The organism is Sphingomonas sp. PP-CE-3A-406, from assembly GCF_003688625.1.
Taxonomy (GTDB): domain Bacteria; phylum Pseudomonadota; class Alphaproteobacteria; order Sphingomonadales; family Sphingomonadaceae; genus Sphingomonas.
In genome coordinates, this window is record NZ_RCWY01000001.1 from 424379 (window position 1) to 447207 (window position 22829).

The following is a 22829-nucleotide window of genomic DNA, read 5'->3' on the forward strand; positions in this document are numbered from 1 at the left end:
GTCGCGGCTAGTGGCGGATCAGAACTTCGCGCCCAGTTCGATGCCGTAGAAGCGCGGTTCGCCGGCGATGTAGGTCGGGATGCCGAAGCCCCCGCCGGTGTTGCCGGCGTCGATCAGATAGCGCTTGTTGGTCGCGTTGCGGACGAACCCGCCGACGCTGTAGCGGCCTTGTGCGAACTCCAGCCCGGCGCGCGCGTTGACGAGCGTATAGCCCGGCGTGCTGACCGCCTGGCTGTTCGGCAGCTCGAAGAACACCTTGGTCCGGTAGTTGATGCTCGGCGTCGCATAGAGCGTCGCACCACCAACCGGCAGCCGCAGCATCAGGCCGCCCGATGCGGTCGTCTCCGGCTGAAGACGGAAGCGATTGCCCGCGAACACGCCGTTCGCCGCCTCGTCGCCAATGCCGCCATCGATATAGGCAAATGTCGCGAAGGCAGAGAGATACGAGGCGAGCTTCAGATTGCCTTCGAGCTCGACGCCGAGGTTCTTGGCCGATCCGGCGCTTTGGGTGGTGGTGACGCCGTTGTTGGTGATCGAAACCTGGAAGCCGTCATAGGTCTGGTAGAACACCGACGCCGCGCCGGTGAACGGTCCGACCCGCCCCTTGATGCCGCCCTCGTAGTTCCAGACATTCTCCTGCGGCACGACCTGCAGGTTCGGACCGACCCCGAACGCGGTGTTCTGCGCTGCGAGCTGGACTACCGGCGAGCGGCGACCCTTGCTGATCGTGGCATAGATATTGACGTCGTCGTTGAGCTTCAGCAGCGCATTGAAGCGCGGCAGGATCGCGGTGAAGCTCTTCTCGGCAACGAACTTGTTGCCGTTGGTGTTCGCCGTTCCAAGCAGGCTGGTCCGGATGTTCAGCGCTGCCAGGATCACCGAGTTCGGCTGGATCGACGAATAGCCCGACTGGCGGTCCTCGATCAGGATGCGCGCGCCTGCGGTCAGTTCGAGCGCGGGGACCGGGATATAGGTCGCATCGGCGAACACCGAGTAGGTGTTGTTCCTGCCATAGTTCGTGAACTCTGCGGCGTAAGGTATTGCGGTTGCACGGCCACCGGTGAGCGCCGCGGTCGCCCGCGTGGCCGGGATCGTACCGTTCGGTGCGACGCAGGACGTCCCTGTGGCGATGCCTGCACCGTTGAGCGCCGTGCGAATCGGCGCGTAGGCGGCCGCGACCGAGCAAGCTAGGTACGTGCCCTCTTCGGTCGCGAACGGGACGCGCTGGAAGCCGTTTTCGAAGAACGCGTTCCAGCCGACCGAGGCGCGGTATTTCGGGCCTTCGAAGGCGAAGCGGCTCTCATGGCTCCACTGGTCGCCCTTGGCATCCTCGGCGAATTCGAGATACGCGGCCGGGCCACCGTCTGCGTCGAACACTTCGAGAGCGTCGAACCGGCGATACCCGTTGACCGTCGTGAACGTGATCCCCGGCGAAAGGTCCGCGGTGATCGTCAGGTTGGCATCGTAGACGTTCCGGTCGAGGCCGAGCTTGCGTGCGCCGAGCGCCGCTGCGCTGTACGGGGAACCCGAGAGTTCGGCGTAGCCATAGTCGCCGGTCTGCCCGCCTGTCGGGGCGTGCGCCCGGCTCTTGAACGCAGTGCCGGGGTTGCGCTGGCCGTCATAGGTCAGGACGAGATCGGCGGTGATGCTGTCGCTCGGGCGATAGCGCAGCGAGCCGCGCAGGCCACGCTGGTCCTGGCCGTTCAGATCGTCCTGGTCGACGCCCCCCTGGTTCTGATTCGGGACCTTCGGATCGCCAGCGATGTTGCGGACATAGCCGTCGCGGTATTTGTAGGCGAACGCGATCCGCCCGGCGAGGACGTCGTTGCCGGCGTTGAGGAAGCCCGACACCTGCGTCCGGTTGAAATTGCCGTACGATCCGTTGATCGCGCCCGAAACGCCGGGCTGCGGTTTCGCCGAGATGACGCTGATCGCGCCGACTGCCGCGGCGGTGCCGAACAGCGTCGCTTGCGGGCCCTTCACGACCTCGATCCGCTCGAGATCGAACAGGTCCTGATACGCACCGCGCGACCGGCTGATGTCGATGCCGTTGTAATACAGCGTGACGCGCGCGCCCTGCTGTGACGAGCCGTTGTCGGAGGTGATGCCGCGGATCACGAAGCCCGGATTGTTCGCGCTCTGCTCCTGGATCTGCAGGCCCGGAATATACGCCGCGACCTCGCTCAGCGAATTGACGCCGATCGACGCCATCTTCGCGCCGGTGATCGCGGTGACGGTGACGGGAACGTCGGCGATCCGCTGTTCGCGCTTCTGCGCGGTGACGACGATCTCGTCGTTCGGGGTGGTGGAAGCCGTGGCTTCCGTGCCGGGCTCCGTTGTCGCCTGGGCCAGTGCCGCGGTCGAGCAGGTCGTGGCGAGCGTCGCAAGCGCGAGCCGCGTAAAGATGCGTGTCATTGTGTCCCCCGTGTTCGTGCATCGGCACTAGGCAGGGAACGTGACGGTTAAACGGCGTCTTCATGAAAGCAAGATGACAGTCCAGTCACGGCACTGTCACAGGGTTGCCACCGGAGTGTAGCGGAGTGCGCCTACCGCGGCGGTGCCTAATAACGAAAGCCCTGTTCAATGACGATCAACCGCCGCGATGCTTTGAAGACTGCGCTGAAACTCGCCGGTTCGGGTGCGACGCTCGCGCTGCCCTCGGCCGCGACGCACGCAGCGGGCGCAGCCAAGCTCCGCTTCGATCACGCCGTGGCGAGCGGCGATCCTTCGCTCGACGGAGCCATCCTGTGGACCCGCGCCACCCCGGTCGAGGCGGGCCAGGCCGGCGACATCGCGCTGACGTGGCACGTCGCCGAAACCGAGAACGGCAAGCCGCTCCGCTCGGGCAGCGTCAGGGCGCGTGCCGCCCGCGACTTCACCGCCAAGGTCGAGGCGACCGGGCTCCAGCCGGGCCGCGAATACCGCTACTGGTTCGACGCGGCGGACGGCACGCGCTCGCCGGTCGGTCGGTTCCGCACGCTGCCCAAGGGCAAGGTCGCCGACGTCGTTATGGCGGTCGTCTCGTGCCAGCTCTACGCGGGCGGCCTGTTCAACGCCTATGACGCGATCGCCAAGCTCGACCGGGTCGACACGGTGTTGCACCTTGGCGACTATATCTACGAATATAGCGTCGACGGGTACGGCGCGGACATCGCCAAGAAGATCGGCCGCCTGGTCGAGCCCCGCCACGAGATCCTAAGCCTCGCCGACTACCGCATGCGCCATGCGCAGGTGAAGCGCGACGCCGACATGCAGGCCGCGCACGCGCGCGCCGCGTTCATCTGCGTGTGGGACGATCACGAGGTCGCCAACGACGACTGGATGCACGGCGCCGAGAACCACGATCCCAAGACCGAAGGCGACTGGGACGCGCGCAAGGCAGCAGCGATGCAGGCGTATTTCGAATGGATGCCGATCCGCGATCCCAAGCCCGGCCAGCCCTGGGCGGCGATCAACCGCAGCTTCGAGTTCGGCGATCTCGCGACGCTGGTGATGGTCGAGACCCGGCTGCTCGCGCGCAGCCATCAGGTAGTGTCCAAGGGCGAGGAGATCACGCAGGCCGAATATGCGCCGATGCTGGCCGAGCGCGCGCGGACCGATCGCGAACTGCTCGGCCCGGCGCAGCTGGCGTGGGTCGAGAAGACGATGGCGACCTCGGTCGCGGCGGGCAAGCCGTGGCAGGTGCTCGGCAACCAGGTGGTCATGGCCAAGGTCGCCGGCCCCGACATGGAACGTCAGCTCGGACCGGTGAAATTCGCCGAGACGATGGCGAAGCTGCCGGCGATGTGGCGCGAGCGGCTGACGGCGAGCATCGCCTCGTACCGTGCCGGCCTGCCGTTCGGGTTCGACAGCTGGGACGGCTATCCGCCTGCACGCGAGCGACTCTATGCAGCGTTCAAGCGCGCCAAGTCGCGGCCGATCGTGCTGTCGGGCGACAGCCACGCGGCATGGGCGAACGACCTGCACGACGCATCGGGCAAGCTGGTCGCCGCCGAGTTCGGCTGCACCGCGATCACCAGCCCGTCCTACGGCTCGCTGCTGCCCGGCATCGGCACGCTGATCGCCGACGCCAACAAGGGCGAAGTCCGGTTCTGCGACCAGGATCTGAAGGGCTTCACGCTGCTGACGCTGACGCCGGAGCATGCGACCGGCGATTCGGTGACGGTGTCGACGGTGTTCGCCAAGCCCTACACGCAGGGCAGCGCGGCGCGCTTCCGTGCCTATGCCGATCGCCCGAACCAGCCGCTCGAAAAGATCGTCTAACGGACAAGCTGTTCAGGGCCCGCGGGGCGGCATCGCCGATGCCGTATCATGGGCCCTGCGTTCGTGGGCGCGGACCAAACGAGACATTGTAACGCCCTGACACTCCATGCAAGAAGCGCGTCATCACTCCTGTCTTTGTGAGACACCGATGCCGCGTTCCACTTTGCTTCGTTCCGCCGCCATCCTCTGCTGTTTCGCGGGGCTAGCGCCCGTTCATGCGGCGCGCGTCAATCCGCTGACCGTCCCCAGCACGTTGCCGTTCCAGGCGCCGCGCTTCGACCAAATCAAGGACACCGATTACCAGCCCGCGCTCGAGCAGGGCATGGCGGAACAGATCGTCGAGATGAAGGCGATCGCGAATAACCCCGCGGCACCGACCTTCGCGAACACGATCGAGGCGATGGAGCGCTCGGGCCGGACGCTCGACCGCGCTAGCCAGGCGTTCTTCGGCGTGTCGCAGGCGAACACCAACGATGCGCTCGACGCGGTACGGTCCGCCGAGGCGCCCAAGCTCGCGCAGCACAGTGACGCGATCTATCTCGATCCGAAGCTCTTCGCGCGCGTCCAGGCGCTGTACGCGAAGAAGGACTCGCTCGGTCTTGATGCCGAGCAGAAGCAGGTCCTCGAGATCTACCACAGCGACTTCCTCCACGCCGGCGCGCAGTTGAACGATGCCGACAAGGCGAAGCTGCGATTGCTCAACACGCAGATCTCGACCGCAACGACCGACTTCCAGCAGAAGCTGCTCGCCGGCACCAAGGCGGGTGCGCTGGTGGTCGACGACAAGGCCAAGCTCGCCGGGCTGAGCGATGCGGAGATCGCCGCAGCCGCGGAGGGCGCGAAGGAGCGGGGGATGCCCGGCAAATACGTCCTGTCGCTTCAGAACACGACGCAGCAGCCCGCGCTCGCCTCGCTCTCCGATCGCGCGACCCGCGCGGCGCTGTTCGACAAGAGCTGGACGCGCTCGGAGAAGGGTGACGCCAACGACACGCGCGCGCTGATCCAGAAGATCGCGCAGTTGCGTGCGCAGAAGGCGCAGTTGCTCGGCTATCCGAACTATGCCGCCTATTCGCTGTACGACCAGATGGCGAAGACCCCGGCCGCGGCGAAGGGCTTCATGACGCAGCTCGTCCCCGCGACCGCTGCGGAACAGCGTCGCGAGGCGGCCGAGTTGCAGAAAACCATAAACGCGACCGGCGCATCCTTCCCGCTCGCGCCGTCGGACTGGGATTTCTATTCGGACAAGGTGCGCAAAGCCAAGTACGACCTCGACCAGAACGAGCTGAAGCCGTATTTCGAGATCAGCCGCGTGCTGACCGACGGCGTGTTCTTCGCCGCCAACCAGCTCTACGGCGTCACCTTCAAGGAACGCCGCGACATCCCGACCTACCAGCCGGACATCCGCGTCTTCACGGTGTTCGACAAGGACGGCTCCGAACTCGGCCTGATGTATTTCGATTACTGGAAGCGCGACAACAAGGCGGGCGGCGCGTGGATGTCGAACTTCGTCGGCCAGTCGAAGCTGCTGAAAACCAAGCCGGTCGTCTATAACGTCGGCAACTTCACCAAGCCTGCGCCGGGCCAGCCTGCGCTGATCACGTTCGACGATGTCACAACGATGTTCCACGAGTTCGGCCATGCGCTGCACGGCCTGTTCGCGAACCAGACCTATCCGCTTGTCTCGGGCACCAACACCGCGCGCGACTGGGTCGAGTTCCCGTCGCAGTTCAACGAGCATTGGGCGCTCGATCCCAAGGTCTTCGCGAACTATGCCAAGGATTACCGCACCGGCGCGGTGATGCCGCAGGCGCTCGTCACGAAGATCAAGAATGCGGCGAAGTTCAATCAGGGGTATGAACTGGGCGAGCTGGTGGCCGCTGCGACGCTAGATCAGGATTGGCATTCGCTGCCGGCGTCGGCCGGGCCGCAGGATGTCGATGCGTTCGAGACCAAGGCGCTGAACTCGATGGGGCTCGACACGAAGGACGTGCCGCCGCGCTACCGCACCAGCTACTTCGCGCACATCTGGGCGGGTGGCTATGCGGCGGGCTATTACGCGTATCTGTGGACGCAGATGCTCGATAACGACGCGTATGCGTGGTTCATGGCGCATGGCGGGCTGACGCGTGCGAACGGCCAGCGCTTCCGCGACATGATCCTGTCGAAGGGCCATACCGAAGATTACGGTCCGATGTTCAAGGCGTTCTACGGCAACAACCCGGATATCGGCCCGATGCTCGAAGACCGTGGGCTTGCCGCTTCGGCGAAATGACGCGGTGATGAACCCTGAGCGGCGATCGACGACGATCGCTGCTCAGTAGGCGCCATCCGGAAAGATCGTTGGCGGATCGCCGTCCTGCCACGGCGGAGGGCGGACCATGATCCGTTCGAAGAGCCGCGACGACAGATGCCGCGTCAGCCAGACGTGCAAACCCGGCATCGGCAAACCGTTGAAATACGATCGATCGGTTTCCGCGAACTGGCGAACGAACGGCATGATCGCCAGATCGACGAGGGACAGCGCGTCGCGTCCGAGGTGATCGGCAACGCGCAGCCGTTGGTCGAGGTTGGCGAGAATGTCCGTGGCGTCGGCGCGATGTTCCAGAGGGTTCACCCCATAGCGGTCGGCATATTTGTACCGATCGAGGTGATATTTGAACGCGCCGTCATTCGTGGCGATCAACGCATCCGGATCAGTCTCGCCATCCCCCGCGACGGGGCCGGAGACGAACGCCCATAGCATGATCCCGAGGCTCTCGTCGATCACCGACCCGTCCGGCAGGACCAGCACCGGTACCGTACCCTTGGCTGACACTGCGAGCATTGCGGGCGGCTTCGCGCGCAAGACGACCTCACGCAGTTCGACACCGCGCGCACACACCATGATCGCAAGCCGCGCCCGCATCGCATAGGGGCATCGTCGGAAACTGTAGAGGATCGGCAGCATCGGGCGACTATACCGGATCGCTACGCTGACGTCGTCACTCCGACAGCTTGGTCGCTCCCGACCGATGACCGAATGTCGATCGGCCGGGATGTCTCGTCGTTACCGCATCAGAAGCGGTAGCCGATCGTCGCCTGAACGGTGCGGCGGTTGCCGTACCAGCACCAGTTGTAGTTGGCGAAGCACGACGTCAGATACTTCTTGTCGAAGATGTTGGCGCCGTTGACCGCCAGGCTCAGGCCGCGGAGCGAGGGGGCGAACTTCGCCAGGTCATAGCGGATCAGCGCGTCGTACACGGTGTAGGACGGGCTGTTGCGCCCGACGGTTTCGCCCGGCGTGACGCCAGCATAGACTTGGTCGACATGGCGCAGTGTCCCGCCGATCGTCAGCCCGGCAAGGCCACCCTCGGGCGGGGACCAGTTCAGCGCGAGCGTCGTGCCGCCACGCCCGACCGTCTCGAGCCCACGACCGACACGCGACGGATCGTTCAGGTCCTGCGTGACCTTCACGCGCTGGCGGCTATAGGCGACGCGCGCGTCGAACCCATAGGGCAGGGGCGCCGTACCCTCGAACTCGACGCCCTGCGAACGAACCTTGCCGGTCTGCGTCGAGACCGAGAACGTCGGCGTCGAGGTCAGCACGTTGGTCTGATCGATCCGGAACCACGCGCCGGACAGCAGGATCGGCGTGCCGGGCACGGTGAACTTGGCACCGGCCTCGAGCTGTTTGCCGAGCGACGGATCGGCGATGCCGAAACTGCCATCGGGACGCAGCACGGTGCCGGCCTGTTGCTCGAACGACGTCGCATAGCTGACATACGGCGCCAGACCGAAGGGCAGCGTGTAGAGCGCGGCGGCGCGATAGGTAAACTTCTCATCGTTCTTTGCCGCAGCGCCGATCTGCTGCGCGCGGGCCCAATCCTGGCGTCCGCTCAAGACGACGCGAAGGTCGCCAAGCGCCATCTGGTCCTGCGCGTAGAGGCCCTGCTGGCGCTGGCGCGCGTCGATCGTGAATTGGCCGCCGATCGCTTCCGGCGTGGTCGGTACCACCACCGTGCCATAGACGGGGGCGAACCCATTCAGCGACGGCGCGGTGCCGAACGCGCCGACTTCCGCCGAATGCGCAACCTGCCGATCGGCCCCGAACAACAGCGTGTGCTCGACCGGACCGGTCTGCACCGTGCCGGTGAGCTGGTTGTCGAACGTCCAGTTGTTGAGCTGCTCGCGGGTCGCATAGGAGGCGCGGCTATAGGTCTGCTGGGTCGGGTCGGTCGCATCGAGGGCGCCGGCGGTATAGATAAGGCCGAGGTTCGACTTCACGTATTGATACCGTCCCGACGAGCGGAACGCCCAGCCGCCGCCGAAGTCGTGGCGAAAGATGTAGGTGAGCGCGGCCTGTTCGCGGCTGAACCGGTTGCCCGCTTCACCACCGTCGAAGCTGGTCGGCAGCTTGCCGTTGGGGTTGGCTATCAGCGTGCCGCTGGCCGGGAACACACCGTAATCGCCGTTGTACGGATCGTGTGAATAGGCACCGAGCAGCGTGAAGCTGGTCGAGCTGCCCGCGCCGGCGGTCACCGCGCCCGAGATCGTCTGGCGCTCGCGCTTGCCGAATTTCTGCTGCGTGTCGGCACCGTTCGCGCTGCCGTTGATCCGCCAAAGGACGCCCGCACCGGCACGGCCGCCGACATCGGCATCGATGCGGTAGAGATCGTAACTGCCGTAGGTACCGCCGATCGCGCCGTACAACGCCTGGTCGAGCGGCAGCTTGCTCGACTCCGCGACGAGCCCGCCCGGGCTCGACTGGCCGTAGAGCACCGAAGCGGGGCCCTTGATGACCTCGATCCGATCGAGCCGCGAGACGTCGATCTGTGGTGACGCGTAGCCGGACGCGCTGGCGAATTGCTTCAGCCCGTCGAGATAGACCGGCGCGTCGAACCCCCGCAGCTTGAACTGGTCGTAGACCTCGCCGCTCGAGCCGCGCGTTTCCGGCGTGACGCCGGTGACGAAGCGCAGCGCCTGGTTGAGATTCTGCAGACTACGCCCGGCGATGTCGTCGGCGGTGATGACGCTGATCGACTGCGGCGTCTCGGCGAGCGGCGTGTCCGTCTTCGTACCCGAAGATGCCTGACCACGCGCATGCTGCCCCGTCACGACGATGGCGCCGGTTTCGCCGTCCTCGGTGCGGACTTGCGCCTGCACCGGCAATGCGGCGAGCGTAGAACCAAGCAGAAGGGCGGTGCCGAAGCGACGACGTGTCATGAGGTTTCCTTATCGAGAACCGCCGCGCTAATGTTTATGATAACTATTATCAATAGGAAGTTGGATCTTGGGATTTTCTCGCTTGCATCTGTGCTGGTGCGGCAACACCGGGTCGCTATGATCGGCGATACGGTCGATGTGAGGAAGCGGCATGAATGGACAGACGATAGCGGTGCAGATCGCTGCGGCGGGCGACGGTGCGTGGTTTGCCAGGAACCCGGACCGTCGGTTGCGCCTCCGTAACATGATCCCGGGCGAATTCAGCGACATCGGCGGCGAACCGCCGGTCGGGATGGCCTGGCGGACGATCGTGATCGAAGCGCAACCCGGCGCGCGCAGCCGGCAGGCCATCGCCTTGCCGCTTGGCACCGACATCGAGCAGTTCACCGACGAGGCATTGTTCGAGCTATTCGTTCAGGTGGCACCGACGGGTGCGCGGCAGGTGATCGCCTCGCTCCGCAAGGTCAAGCTTCCCGTCGCGACCGGTGCCTCTTAAGGTCAGGGTCCAGCGGATCATCGGCATACCGGGCAATAATCGGGATGGACGACCGCCAAACTTGACGAACGGAAGTTTTCAACGGCGTCGGCCGTGTTAGCTTGCCCACAGAGACGCGCGTCGATCGATGAAGCGTCCACGGCGCCCCGCCCGGATACGAGAGTGTCGCACGGACGGGCGGGGCGCTTCTCCCTAGTAATGCTCAGACTTCGTCGGGGCCGAAGCCAAGCGCTCGGGTTAGCGTGGCGCGCGCGCGCGTGCAGCGTTCCCAAAGTCGCGGATCGCCGAGGTCATCAAAGCCGATCGCCTCCGGCCATTCGCGGGCGACGACGTCTTCGATCCGGGTGCAGATCGTATCGTCCAGCAGGAACCGGGGATCGATCGAGGCGAGTGCGTCCTCGCCGACCTGGACGCGCAACCGCAGGCAGGCGGGGCCGCCGCCGTTGCGCATCGATTCCCGGACGTCGACGACTTCGAGCCGGCGGATCGGACCGCCATCCGCGACTTGCTCGGTTAGCCACGTCCATACCGCAGCATCCTCCCGCGCTTCGGCGGGAAGCACCAGGGTCATCGTACCGTCAGGCGCGGTGACGAGCTGCGAGTTGAACAGATAGCTTCCGATCGCGGACTTGAGGCTTACCCGGTCGGCGGGGACGGCGAGGATCACCACGTCCGGCACGAGCCGTCGTAAGTCGCTATAGAACGCCCGAGGGTCGGCGAAGGCGTGCTCGTGCGTGAAGAGAACGTGCCCGTTGGCGACCGCTACGACGTCGTTGTGGAATGCACCGGCTGCGATCGCAGCGTCGCTTTGCCGGACCATCAGCGTGCGCGCGGGGTCGAGGCCGTGGCGACGCGCGACCGCTTCGCTTGCGGTGCGTGACTGGCGGGACGGGAAGCCGCCAACGTGCCCCTCGCCATAGACGAAGATCTCGACGCCGCTGCCGCCCGCTTGCGGCACGATCCGCATGAAGTTCGCCGCGCCCTCGTCGCCGAACGCCGCAGGAACGGGGGAATGAATTCGGAAGAAGCGCGCGTCGCCGAACGCGAGCCGCAACTGACGCTCGGTCTGCCCGCACTCGCTCGCGCGGTGCGGCATGGTCGACAGGTTCGCCACCGAGATATGGCAGAGCCCGTCGGCGGTATCAGGGGCGGGCGATACCGTCCCGGCATTCGCGGTCCACATCGCCGACGCGGAGAAGGCGTTCGCGACAAGGGCGCGGTCGGCGTTCCAGGCCGAGGCAAGCACCTCGGCATCGCTGCCGACAAAGCCCAGCGCGCGGAGCCAGTCGATATTCGGGCGGACGTGTGGGAGAAAGAGGCCCTGCCTGAACCCCAACGCAAGCAACCGCCGCATCTTCGCGACGCCTTGGAGCGCGGCAAGCCGAGGCGCCGAGACCGCGCCCGCATTGTTCGCCGAAGCCAGATTGCCGATCGAGAGACCCGCATAATTGTGCGTCGGCCCGACCAGCCCGTCGAAATTGACCTCGATCACGACAATCCTTTCCCGTGCTGTCCGCGTCATATGACTGAATAGTAGCGCGTCGGACTGCGATCAGGCCAGCCGGGGGGCTGAGAAATCAGGCGATTTATGCAAGCGTCACAGCCGGGCCCGCGACGTCGGAGATCGCAGCGTAGGATGCATAATGTTCGGGGAAAGCGGGGCTGAACCCCGAAAAATCGGCAATGGTCGGGGCGATAGGATTCGAACCTACGACCCCTGGACCCCGAGACCAGTGCGCTACCAGACTGCGCCACGCCCCGACAACATTGCCGGTGAGCGCCCTAGCCGCGACATCCCGAACGTTCAAGACAAATATCCTGCGTACGATCGATTGAAAGAGCTCGCGGCGGAAAGCTGCACCGGGATGGCGGTTCTTTTATCGGGGCCGGCCGGTAACCTGGATCAAGCCCGCATATGGGCAACTCGTTTTGCCGCCGAAACGGATTGTGCGGCGATTGTCCGGGTTATCGCAAGAGCGCAGCGTCGTTGGAACGCGGATTGCCGATACGAAACAGCCGCCGCGTTTTCTCGAAACTCCAGGAGAGCAGACATGCCTAGCGAACAGGAAATCAACGACATCGTCGCCCGCGTTTCGGCGCAGGTGCTGCGCGAAGTGAAAAGCAGCGAGCAGGTGTTCCGGATCGGCGACCTCAGCACGCATGTGATCGACCTCGGCAAGGGCGGCGATGCGGCCTGGACGATTTCGTACAGCACCGCGGCCGCAACGCTCGACGGCGGGACGCGCATCCGCACGCTCGACGAGGTCGCATGGACGATCAGCTACAGCACCTCGAAGCCGACGCTGACCGAGCGCGGTATCGAACAGAAGAACTAGGGCGATGGACGGGAAGATCTGGCGCGGGGTTCAGTCCCTGCTGGACGCCTATGTCCGGATCGCCGGCGGCGACACGGCGGTTATCCTGTATACCAGCGATAGCCAACGGTCCGCCGCCCTCGTCTGCGCCGCGCTCGAGATGCGCGCCGTCCCCTCGATACGCGTGTGGATGGCGCCGCTCGTCGACGAGACCTTCGAGGAGAGGCTCATTGCGGCCTTGCCCGCGGTCGATGCGTTCGCGGGGCGGCTGATCCTGTTGTCGTTCGAACGCGATACCTTTTCGCATACCGGCGCGCTGACCCGCGCGTTGGCGATATATCCGCCGGAGCGCCTGCGGATATTCCGCTCGATCAGCGCCAGCGACAGCCTGTTCGCAGATGCCCTGCTCGCGACTCCCGACGAACTCTCGCGACGCAACGTCGCTATCCTCGAACGGTTGACGCGCGCGTCGCACCTGCGGATCACGACACGGGGCGGCACCGATCTGGAGGTTACGCTCGATGCCAGGCACCGCTGGATCAGCAACCGCGGCCGTGCGCGCGAGGGTGGCACGGTGATCCTGCCGGCGGGCGAGGTTGCGACGTTCCCCGCGCAGATTTCGGGCATTCACGTCGCGGACTTCGCCTATAACGTGAACGCGATCACCGAAGACGACGTGCGGCTGGAGACCTTTCCGGTAACGATCGAGATCGAAGGCGGGCGGGTCGTAGCGCATCGCTGCGAGGACGCCCGGACGATGCGGTTCCTGGATTCCGCATTGACCACGCATTGCGCCTATAATGTCGGCGAGCTTGGTTTCGGCACGAACTTCGGTATCGGCGAGCCGATCGCGATGAACTCGCACATCAACGAGCGTCGGCCGGGCGTGCATCTGGGGCTCGGCCAGCACAACCAGGATCCCGGAGTGGTCGGCTATCAATGCGCGATCCACCTCGACCTTATCGCGCGCGGCGGGATCGTCGAGGTCGACGGGAGCGGTGATGTCATCGATCTCGAGCATCTGCTGCCGTCGGACGCACCGCATCCCGAAAACACGCGCGACGAAGACGTGTTTTCGCCCGACACGTTGCAGATCGAGGACAGCGATTGCTGCGGGTTGTTGTCGGACGGTGTGCTGACGCCGTGCCCTGCGCCACTGGTCGCGGCATGAACTACTGGACCGCAGCGCCAGACATCGTCGACGCGTTCGTGCAGCCGGGCGGGCATGAGGGCACCAGCATTCCGCTCGAACTGACGCTGCGTACGCTGACTGCGGTGTCGCCCGAGCGGCCGTTGCGTGTGGTCGATCTCGGCGGTGGCGACGCGGCGCTGGCGGTTCGGCTGGCGATGGCGGGGCATGAGGTCGTGGTCCAGGATATCGACCCGCAGATGATCGCGCTCGGCGAGCAGCGGCTGGCGCGCGGCCCGAGCGCGATCCGCGATCGGGTACGGCTGATCTGCGCGGATGGTGCGACGATGGCGGCGGACCAGGCCGAGGTGGCCGATCTCGTCTGCTGCCATAGCGTGCTGATGTACGAGGACGATCCCGCGCCGCTGGCCCGCACTGCGGTCGCGCTGTGCAAGACGGGCGGGCTCGTGTCGATCGTCGCGATCAACCCGGCGGCGGCGGCAATGCGATCCGGGCTGGCGCAGCGGTGGGCCGAGGCGCGCATCGCGCTGGAGACGGGCAGCGACGCACATGGTCCATACGCTGCGAGCCGCAATCACCCACGCGAGACGGTCGAGGGGCTGCTGAGCGAGGCGGGCGCCGGGATCGTCGAATGGTCGGGCATCGGCATCTTTACCGATCACCACGCTGGTCCGATCTTGGCGGACGATCCCGAGGACGTGTTGCGCGCCGAATGGCTGGCGGGCCGGCTGGACCCGTATCGGCAGGTCGCGCGCTGCTATCATCTCATTGCGCGCAAGCTTTAGGTCGGCCGTCTATCCCCCGCGCGGCGTCGCTGCTAGGAGCGCGCCATGACTCCGCTCGACCGCATCCGCAATTTTTCCATCATCGCCCATATCGACCATGGCAAGTCGACGCTCGCCGACCGGCTGATCCAGGAAACTGGTGGCCTGACCGCGCGCGAAATGTCCGAGCAGGTGCTCGACAACATGGATATCGAGAAGGAACGCGGGATCACGATCAAGGCGCAGACCGTGCGCCTCGCGTATCACGCCAAGGACGGCCTCGATTACGTCCTAAACCTGATGGACACGCCGGGGCATGTCGACTTCGCCTATGAGGTGAGCCGTAGCCTGGCCGCGTGCGAAGGCGCGCTGCTGGTGGTCGATGCCGCGCAGGGCGTCGAGGCGCAGACCTTGGCGAACGTGTACCAGTCGATCGAGCACGACCACGAGATCGTGCCGGTGATCAACAAGATCGATCTGCCTGCCGCCGAACCCGAGAAGGTGCGCAAGGAAATCGAGGACGTGATCGGCATCGACGCGTCCGAGGCGGTGCTCGCGTCGGCGAAGTCCGGGATCGGCATCGTCGAGATCCTCGAGGCGATCGTCACCAAGATCCCGCCGCCCAGCGGCGATCCCGAGGCGCCGCTGAAGGCGATGCTGGTCGACAGCTGGTACGATCCGTATCTCGGCGTCGTCATCCTTGTCCGCGTGATCGATGGCGTCCTGAAAAAGGGCCAGCAGATCAAGTTCATGCAGACCGGGACGATGCATCTGGTCGACCGGGTCGGCTGTTTCCGCCCCAAGATCGAGCAGCTGACCGAGCTCGGCACCGGCGAGATGGGCTTTATCACCGCGCAGATCAAAGAAGTCGCGCAGACTCGCGTCGGCGACACGATCACCGATGCCAAACGGCCTGCATTGGAGGCCCTCGCGGGCTTCAAGGAAGTCCAGCCGGTCGTGTTCTGCGGAATGTTCCCGGTCGATGCCGCCGAGTTCGAGAAGCTGCGCGAGAGCATCTCGAAGCTGCGGCTCAACGATGCGAGCTTCTCGTTCGAGATGGAGACGTCGGCCGCACTGGGCTTCGGCTTCCGCTGCGGCTTCCTCGGGCTGCTGCATCTGGAGATCATCCAGGAGCGGCTGACGCGCGAATATGATCTGGACCTGATCACCACCGCGCCGTCCGTCGTATACGAGATCGAGCTGACCCATCCCGATCCATCCGGCACGACGCATATCGAGCTGCACAACCCCGCCGACATGCCCGAGCCGAACAAGATCGCGACGATCAGCGAGCCGTGGATCGAGGCGACCATCTACGTCCCCGACGAGTATCTCGGCAGCGTGCTCAAGCTCTGCCAGGACCGCCGCGGCATCCAGAAGAACCTGACCTATGTCGGCGGCCGCGCGCAGGCGACCTACGAACTGCCGCTGAACGAAGTGGTGTTCGACTTCTACGATCGGCTGAAGTCGATGTCGAAGGGCTATGCGAGCTTCGATTATCACCAGATCGGCTACCGCGAGGGCGACCTCGTCAAGATGGGTATCCTCGTCAACGAGGAGCCGGTCGACGCGCTCAGCATGATCGTCCACCGCGGCACCGCCGAAGTGCGCGGCCGCGGCATGGTCGAGCGTTTGAAGGAGCTGATCCCGCGCCATCTGTTCAAGATCCCGATCCAGGCGGCGATCGGCGGCAAGGTCATCGCGCGCGAGACGATCAGTGCGATGCGCAAGGACGTGACCGCGAAATGCTATGGTGGCGACGCTAGCCGCAAGAAGAAGCTTCTGGAGAAGCAGAAGAAGGGCAAGCTGAAGATGCGCGAATATGGTTCGGTGAGCATCCCGCAGGAGGCATTTATTGCCGCGCTGAGAATGGGCGACGACGCCTGAGGCCAGGCTCTGCTTGGACGAGGATAAGCGTCGAGCCGGACGGCGACCGGCCGAGCTTGCCTTCGGTCGTGTCGTCCGACGACGCGGCTTTGCCGCGGCGCGGCTACGTTGCATTCGGCAGCGATAGGCGTAGGCTCGCGTGATGGCACAAGTCTCATCCAAACCCTTCGAGTCCGGGTCCTCGATCTCGGCAGAAGCTTATGATCGTTGGCTACGCGAAAAGGTCGCGCGGTCGTTGGCAGATCCTCGTCCATCCATTTCACACGAAGATGCCGTCGCCGCAATGAGATCAGTTTTAGCCTCCACCGATCGATCAGGCGGAGATCGCTGAAGCTGATCTGGCGCCCTGAAGCGGTCGAAGATGCCACTACGATTCTCGATTATGTCGCCGATCGGAATAGGGACGCAGCCGAGCGGCTGTCGACATCGATCGCGGCATGCGCTGACCGTCTTGCCGATCACCCATTCATGTACCGACCAGGCAGGGCTGACGGTACGCGCGAAGCTGTCGTGCACCCCAACTATCTTCTCATCTATCGAGTCGTGCCGGGCATGATCGAGATCGTCAACGTCGTGCATGCGCGCCGGGATTACCCGTGATCTCCGTAACCAACTGTCATCATACCAACACAATCCCCGCCTAACCGCCGGATCGGGGAGTGAGCGTCGCGAGGCGTCGTCGAGCCGTCCGGGGAGGGCGGTCGAAGACAAGCCGCGACGTTGTATCTTGGGATGTGCGGTCGGTCGTCAGGGACGGCACCGCATTATTGGGGAATAGAATTTTGAAGATTTCGGTCGTTAAGTCGGCGCTGATGCTTAGCGTCGCGTTTGGGTCGGTGCTGGCTGGTTCGGCGGCGTTCGCGCAGGATGCGGCGCCCGTCCAGGAGCAGGCTGCTCCGGCGGACGGTCTCGGCGATATCGTCGTTACTGCGGAGCGTCGTTCGGAAAACCTCCAGAAGGTGCCGCTGTCGGTCGGCGTCGCGTCGGGCGATGCCCTGCGCGCCTACACCGCTGGCGGCGACGACACGTTGCTCGCGCTGTCGGGCCGCGTCCCCGGCCTGTACGTCGAATCGACCACCGGCCGCATCTTCCCGCGTTTCTACATTCGCGGTCTCGGCAATATCGATTTCTACCTCGGTGCCTCGCAGCCGGTCACGATCATCCAGGACGACGTGATCCTGGAGCATGTCGTGCTGAAGTCGAACCCGGTGTTCGACGTCCGTCAGGTCGAAGTGCTTCGCGGTCCGCAGGGCTCGTTGTTCGGTCGCAACACCACCGCCGGCATCATCAAGTTCGACACCAACAAGCCGACCAACGACTTCGACAGCCGCGCGTCGGCGTCGGTCGGGTCGTACAACAGCGTCAGCCTGGACGCCGGTGTCGGTGGCCCGCTTATCAAGGACCTGCTGGCGATCCGCCTGTCGACTTTGATCCAGCACCGCGAGAATTATGTCGACAACCGGTTTGCCGGTGTCAGTGCCGACAACACCGCGACGCCGCGCAAGGACGCGATGGGCGGCTTCGACGATCGCAACGTGCGCGTGCAGTTGGCACTGACCCCGGGCGACCGCTTCACGCTGGACCTGTCGGGCCATGCACGCTGGTATGACGGCACCTCGACGCTGTTCCACCGCGGTGCGCTCAAGAAGGGTTCGAACGATGTGTCGGCCGAGCCACGCAACGTGGTCTCGTACGACGAGGGGAACGACAACCCGCAGAGCTACAACACCTATGGCGGCTCAGCCCGCGCGACCTACGACTTCGGTCCCGCCGCGCTGACCTCGATCACTGCGTACGAGACGACCTCGGGGTTCAGCCGTGGCGACACCGATGGCGGTGCCGGTGCGAACTTCCCGGTCGGCGGCGTCGCAAACGGCTTCGGCCAGTCGCAGGGCCAGATCCGCGACCTCGATCAGTGGTCGCAGGAAGTCCGGCTCGCGGGCACCCCCGGCGGTCGGTTCAATTGGCAGGTCGGTGGCTTGTATTTCGACACGCGCGACATCACCGACTTCTATCAGCGCGGGTTTTTCCTGACGACGGCCGCACGCAATCCCAACAACTGGGTCCGCCTGCACGACGTCAACACGTCCTGGGCGGGCTTCGGTCAGGTCAGCTATGAGCTGGTCGACAAGCTGACGCTTACCGTTGGCGGTCGCGTCACCGAGGACAAGAAGCGCACGCAGCTTCTGAAGACGGCGGACCAAGCCGATGGTAGCGTAACGTATCGCGGCCGCCGCGACGTGACGTTGAAGGCGACCAAGCCAAGCTGGGACGCGAGCCTGTTGTACCAGGCGAGCGCCGACGTCAGCGTCTACACGCGCGTTGCCGAAGGCTTCCGCGGGCCGACGATCCAGGGCCGCTCGGCGGTGTTCAACTCCGACTTCACGACTGCCAAGTCCGAGACGATCCTGTCGTGGGAGGGTGGCGTCAAGAGCCGCCTGCTGAATAACACGCTGAGCCTGAACGCCACGGTCTTCGCCTACCGCGTCAAGGACATCCAGCTTAACGGCAACGATGTGAACGGCAACGGCGTGCTGTTCAACGCCGACAAGGCCGATGCGTATGGCATGGAAGCAGAGGCGAACTGGAAGCCGGTACCGAACCTGACGCTCGGCGCTGGGCTCAGCCTGCTGCACAGCAAGATCCGCGACAAGAACGTCTACGCGCAGGTCTGCATCCTGAACGGCGTGGTGGTCTGCACGGTCGAGGATCCGACGATCAAGGTCGGCGCCAACACGTTCGCGCAGATCAATGGCAACCCGCTGCCGAATGCGCCCGAGTACAACGTCGACCTCAACGCTCGCTACGACCAGCCGCTCGGCAATGGCGGTCGCGCGTTCATCGCAGGCGACTTCAACATCCAGGGCTATACGCAGTTCGTGCTGTACAAGACCAAGGAGTTCACCGCGAATGGCAACTTCGAGGGTGGCCTGAAGATCGGCTATGCCGCGCCCGACGACGCATACGAACTGGCGGTATTCGCGCGCAACATCACCGGCGAGAAGAACCTCAAGGGCGTGATCGAGAACTACATGGCGGCGGTGTTCAACGAGCCGCGGATCATCGGCGTATCGCTCAGCGGCAAGTTTCGTTGATCTGACTTCTCCCCTCCCGCATGCGGGAGGGGTAGGGGGTGGGCTCGCGTCATCACCGGACGCAACGTTGGTTCAAGCCGGGTGCCCACCCCTCGGTCCCGTCCCGCGTGCGGGAGGGGTTGCAGCGATTCCGGGTTCATCCCACCGCAGCGTGACGGATTTTTCAGCAGCGTCCGCCGGAACCGCGCTGTAGCGGCCTAAAATAGAAATTTGCCGTTTCCCTTCCGTCGGTTGATACTCCCCCTCATGTCGCTCAATCCTGTCTTCTATGATGCAAGCGGCCGTCGTCGGCGGCGGTTCACCTTTGGCGTCGCAGCGTTCGTCGCGCTGCTGCTGCTATCGATCGCGATGTTCGCCGTTTCGATCGGTGCGGTGCCCACCGCGCCGCTGCTGCCGATCGAGCCCGAGCACCCCGCGCTCCACAAACTGCCCGCGCCGCGCGGTGGCATCCTTCGCGAGACGCGGCGCGACCTGAATTACTACGCCAAGCAACTGTTCGGGACGAGCGCGGCCAAGCCGGGTGTCGGCAACGGCGCCAACCCTGCGCTTGCGATCGCCTTTCACGCGCCGTGGGACGAGGCGAGCACCGCCAGCCTCGCGCGGCATGTCGAACAGCTCGACTGGCTGATCCCCGGCTGGGTCTCGATCACCGGCAAGGATCACCACATCACCGTGTTCCGCGATCAGGCCGGGCGCGATATTCTCAACAAGGCGGTCCATCGGCCGGTGATCCTGCCGATGGTGCAGAACGCGGTCGACGGGAACTGGGACGGTGCCGGCAGCGCCGCGTTGTTCGCCGATCCGAAGGCACGCGCGGCCTTCCTCGACAAGCTCGTGCCGTTCCTTGCCGCCAACCGCGCCGGCGGCGTGTTCTACGATTTCGAGGATCTGCCCGCGTCGGCACAGCCCAACTACCGCGCGTTCCTCGCCGAGACGCGTGCGCGATTCGCGAGCCGCGGCTGGGTGGTCGCGATCGCCGCGCCGGTCGCCAACCCGGACTGGAACCTGCCCGCCTATGCCAAGGTGACCGACAAGATCTTCCTGATGGCGTATGACGAGCACGAAACGAGCGGCGCGCCGGGCCCGATCGCGTCGCAGCGCTGGTTCGCGCACATGGTGGCCGATGCGGCCCGTGGCATCCCCCCCGCCAAGCTGGTCGTGGCGATCGGCTCCTATGCCTATGACTGGCACGCAGGCGCCGATGCCGGCAACGGCGATGCGCTCGACGTCGAGGAAGCGTGGCAGAACGCGGCGGACTCGGGCACGGTGCCGACCTTCGACAAGGCCAGCGGCAACAGCAGCTTCGCCTATTCCGAGGGTGGCGTGAAGCACCAGGTCTGGCTGCTCGATGCGGCGTCGGCGTACAACCAGATCGCATTCCTGCAAAAGGCTGGCCTCGGCAGCGTGGCGCTCTGGCGTCTCGGGTCGGAGGATCCCGGACTTTGGTCGATCTGGGGTCGCGACCATCGCAAGCTGCCGATCCCCGATTCGATCGACAAGATGCCGGCCGGCACTAATGTCGATATCGAGGGCAGCGGCGAAATCCTCAAGATCGCCGCCGAGCCGGTTACCGGCATTCGCGATGCGGTGCCGGCGAAAGACGGCACGATCGCCGACGTCGTCTTCACGCGCATGCCGTCGCCCTATGTCGTGGTCCGAACCGGCTATCGTCCGAAACAACTCGCGCTGACCTTCGACGACGGGCCCGATCCCGAATGGACGCCGCAAATCCTCGACGTCCTCAAGCGCGAGCATGCGCCCGCGACGTTCTTCGTGATCGGCGAGAATGCGCTGACCGAGCGCCCGCTGCTCGAGCGCATGGTCAACGAAGGCCATGAGATCGGCAGTCACACCTATACGCACCCTAATCTCGCCAACGTCTCGCAGCGGCAGGTGAAATACGAGCTGAACACCACGCAGCGGCTGTTCCAGGCGTTCACCGGGCGCTCATTGCGGCTGTTCCGCGCGCCCTATTTCGGCGATGCCGAGCCGAGCACCGCGGACGAAATCCTGCCTGCGCTCGAAGCACAGAAGCGTGGCTATATCTCGGTCGGCCTCCACGTCGATCCCGACGACTGGAAGCGCCCCGGCGTGCAGGCGATCATCGACCGGACCATCGCCGGCGTTGAGGCGGGCAATCCCGAGCGCAGCGGCAACATCATCCTGCTCCACGACGCCGGCGGTAACCGCGCCGAGACCGTCGCAGCGCTGCCGATCATCATCGAGCGGCTGCGGGCGATGGGCTACAGCTTCGTTCCCGTGTCAACGCTTGCCGGGCTGTCGCGCAACCAGTCGATGCCGGTGATCTCGTCGAGCGACCGCGTCGCCGCTGTCGCCGACCTCGCGCTGTTCAGCACGCTCGGCGGCATCGTCGTCGCGCTCCGCTGGATCTTCGGGATCGCGATCACGATCGGCATTTTGCGCGCTTTGGCACTTTCGGCGCTCGCGCTGATCCAGGCGCGGCGCGAGCTGAAGACGGTGTTCCCTGCGATCGATCCGTCGCGGTTCGTGACGGTGATGATCCCCGCGTTCAACGAGGAGCGCGTGATCGTGCGCGCCGTGGAGGGCGTGCTGGCGTCGAAGGACGTCGCGATCGAGGTGATCGTGATCGATGACGGGTCGAGCGACGGCACCAGTCGCGTCGTCGCCGAGGCATTCGCCGGCGACGACCGTGTCCGTCTGCTGACGCTGGAGAATGGTGGCAAGGCGCGCGCGCTGAATCGTGGGCTCGAACTCGCGCGGGGCGAGATCGTGATCGCGCTCGACGCCGATACGCAGTTCGAACCGATGACGATCGCCCGCCTCGCGCGCTGGTTCGTCGATCCCGAACTGGGCGCGGTCGCGGGTAACGCGAAGGTCGGCAACCGCGTCAACCTGATCACCAAATGGCAGGCGCTCGAATACATCACCGCGCAGAATCTCGAGCGGCGCGCGCTTGCACGGTTGAACGCGATGACCGTCGTGCCGGGCGCGGTCGGCGCGTGGCGGCTCGAGGCGATCCGGAGCGTCGGCGGCTATCCCGACGATACGCTCGCCGAGGACCAGGATCTCACGATCGCGATCCAGCGGCATGGCTGGACCGTCCAGTACGACCAGTTCGCGATCGCCTGGACCGAGGCGCCCGAGACGATGCGCGCGCTCGCCAAACAGCGGTTCCGCTGGGCGTTCGGGACATTGCAGTGCCTCTACAAGCACCGCTCGGCGATCGGCCGGTCGCAGCCGCGCGGGCTCGGCTGGGTAGGCTTGCCGCAGGCGATCGTGTTCCAGATCATCCTCGCGTCGATCTCGCCGATCATCGACCTCGCGCTGTTGGTAAGCTTCGCTTCGACCTATCTGTCGGTGCAGGCGCATGGCTGGGAGCAGACCAGCCATGACGTCTATACGATGCTCGCCTATTGGCTGATCTTCACCGCGATCGACCTGCTCGCCGCGACGATCGCGTTCGCGCTGGAGCGGAAGGAACGCTGGCGGCTGCTGTGGCTGCTGATCCCGCAGCGGATCGGCTATCGTCAGGTGATGTATTACGTCGTGCTGAAGGCGATCGCGCAAGCATTGCGTGGGCCCTTGGTCGGTTGGGGCAAGCTGGCGCGAACCGGGCGGGTCACGGCGAACTAACGCGCAACGCATTGCCGCGCGCGACGTTACCGTGTCTGCTGG

At 65.1% G+C, this 22829-nt stretch carries 15 protein-coding genes and 1 tRNA gene; 11 read left to right on the plus strand and 5 right to left on the minus strand.

Annotated elements, in window-relative coordinates; all coding sequences use genetic code 11:
• Positions 1 to 18 precede the first annotated feature (18 nt).
• Positions 19 to 2415, minus strand: a complete 2397-nt coding sequence (locus C8J44_RS01695) for a TonB-dependent receptor domain-containing protein (protein ID WP_121903117.1) — start codon at positions 2413 to 2415, stop codon at positions 19 to 21.
• Between the two features lie 168 nt (positions 2416 to 2583).
• Between C8J44_RS01695 and C8J44_RS01700 the strand changes: the two genes are divergently transcribed.
• Together C8J44_RS01700 and C8J44_RS01705 are read left to right on the plus strand one after the other, a co-directional pair.
• Positions 2584 to 4263: an alkaline phosphatase gene (locus tag C8J44_RS01700; RefSeq protein WP_121903118.1), complete on the plus strand. Its 1680-nt coding sequence runs from the start codon at positions 2584 to 2586 to the stop codon at positions 4261 to 4263.
• Positions 4264 to 4411: 148 nt separating this feature from the next.
• Positions 4412 to 6535, plus strand: a complete 2124-nt coding sequence (locus tag C8J44_RS01705; protein ID WP_121903119.1) for a M3 family metallopeptidase — start codon at positions 4412 to 4414, stop codon at positions 6533 to 6535.
• A gap of 42 nt (positions 6536 to 6577) precedes the next feature.
• On the opposite strand, the gene C8J44_RS01710 is transcribed toward C8J44_RS01705, so the two are convergent.
• Entirely contained in the window at positions 6578 to 7210 is a 633-nt protein-coding gene (locus tag C8J44_RS01710; RefSeq protein ID WP_121903120.1) for a glutathione S-transferase, read from the minus strand.
• A gap of 107 nt (positions 7211 to 7317) precedes the next feature.
• Entirely contained in the window at positions 7318 to 9465 is a 2148-nt protein-coding gene (locus tag C8J44_RS01715; protein WP_121903121.1) for a TonB-dependent siderophore receptor, read from the minus strand.
• Positions 9466 to 9616: 151 nt separating this feature from the next.
• On the opposite strand from C8J44_RS01715, the gene C8J44_RS01720 reads away from it, so the two are divergent.
• Entirely contained in the window at positions 9617 to 9961 is a 345-nt protein-coding gene (locus C8J44_RS01720; RefSeq protein ID WP_121903122.1) for a hypothetical protein, read from the plus strand.
• A 202-nt stretch (positions 9962 to 10163) separates the two neighbouring features.
• Here the strand turns inward: C8J44_RS01720 and C8J44_RS01725 are convergent, their stop codons facing one another.
• Together C8J44_RS01725 and C8J44_RS01730 are read right to left on the minus strand one after the other, a co-directional pair.
• Positions 10164 to 11459, minus strand: coding sequence for an N-succinylarginine dihydrolase (locus C8J44_RS01725; protein ID WP_121903776.1), 1296 nt, complete (start codon positions 11457 to 11459; stop codon positions 10164 to 10166).
• 186 nt (positions 11460 to 11645) lie between these two features.
• A tRNA-Pro gene (locus tag C8J44_RS01730) sits at positions 11646 to 11722 on the minus strand.
• A 290-nt stretch (positions 11723 to 12012) separates the two neighbouring features.
• On the opposite strand from C8J44_RS01730, the gene C8J44_RS01735 reads away from it, so the two are divergent.
• The 8 genes from C8J44_RS01735 (at position 12013) to C8J44_RS01770 (ending at position 22787) form a co-directional block, all read left to right on the plus strand.
• Positions 12013 to 12297 carry a hypothetical protein gene (locus tag C8J44_RS01735; RefSeq protein WP_060525441.1) on the plus strand — a complete coding sequence of 95 codons (285 nt, stop codon included), beginning with the start codon at positions 12013 to 12015 and terminating at the stop codon, positions 12295 to 12297.
• Between the two features lie 4 nt (positions 12298 to 12301).
• Positions 12302 to 13447 (plus strand): aminopeptidase, encoded by a 1146-nt coding sequence (locus C8J44_RS01740; protein ID WP_121903123.1) that lies wholly within the window; start codon positions 12302 to 12304, stop codon positions 13445 to 13447.
• Positions 13444 to 14211: a methyltransferase gene (locus C8J44_RS01745; protein ID WP_147453109.1), complete on the plus strand. Its 768-nt coding sequence runs from the start codon at positions 13444 to 13446 to the stop codon at positions 14209 to 14211. Before C8J44_RS01740 ends, C8J44_RS01745 begins: the two co-directional genes overlap by 4 nt.
• A gap of 45 nt (positions 14212 to 14256) precedes the next feature.
• Positions 14257 to 16077, plus strand: a complete 1821-nt coding sequence (gene lepA / locus C8J44_RS01750) for a translation elongation factor 4 (RefSeq protein WP_056049136.1) — start codon at positions 14257 to 14259, stop codon at positions 16075 to 16077.
• A 142-nt stretch (positions 16078 to 16219) separates the two neighbouring features.
• Positions 16220 to 16408 carry a hypothetical protein gene (locus C8J44_RS18910; protein WP_121903777.1) on the plus strand — a complete coding sequence of 63 codons (189 nt, stop codon included), beginning with the start codon at positions 16220 to 16222 and terminating at the stop codon, positions 16406 to 16408.
• Positions 16409 to 16413: 5 nt separating this feature from the next.
• Positions 16414 to 16677, plus strand: a complete 264-nt coding sequence (locus C8J44_RS01760; protein ID WP_268795618.1) for a type II toxin-antitoxin system RelE/ParE family toxin — start codon at positions 16414 to 16416, stop codon at positions 16675 to 16677.
• Positions 16678 to 16889: 212 nt separating this feature from the next.
• Entirely contained in the window at positions 16890 to 19172 is a 2283-nt protein-coding gene (locus C8J44_RS01765) for a TonB-dependent receptor (RefSeq protein WP_121903778.1), read from the plus strand.
• A 246-nt stretch (positions 19173 to 19418) separates the two neighbouring features.
• Positions 19419 to 22787 carry a polysaccharide deacetylase family protein gene (locus tag C8J44_RS01770; protein ID WP_121903125.1) on the plus strand — a complete coding sequence of 1123 codons (3369 nt, stop codon included), beginning with the start codon at positions 19419 to 19421 and terminating at the stop codon, positions 22785 to 22787.
• Positions 22788 to 22829 lie beyond the last annotated feature (42 nt).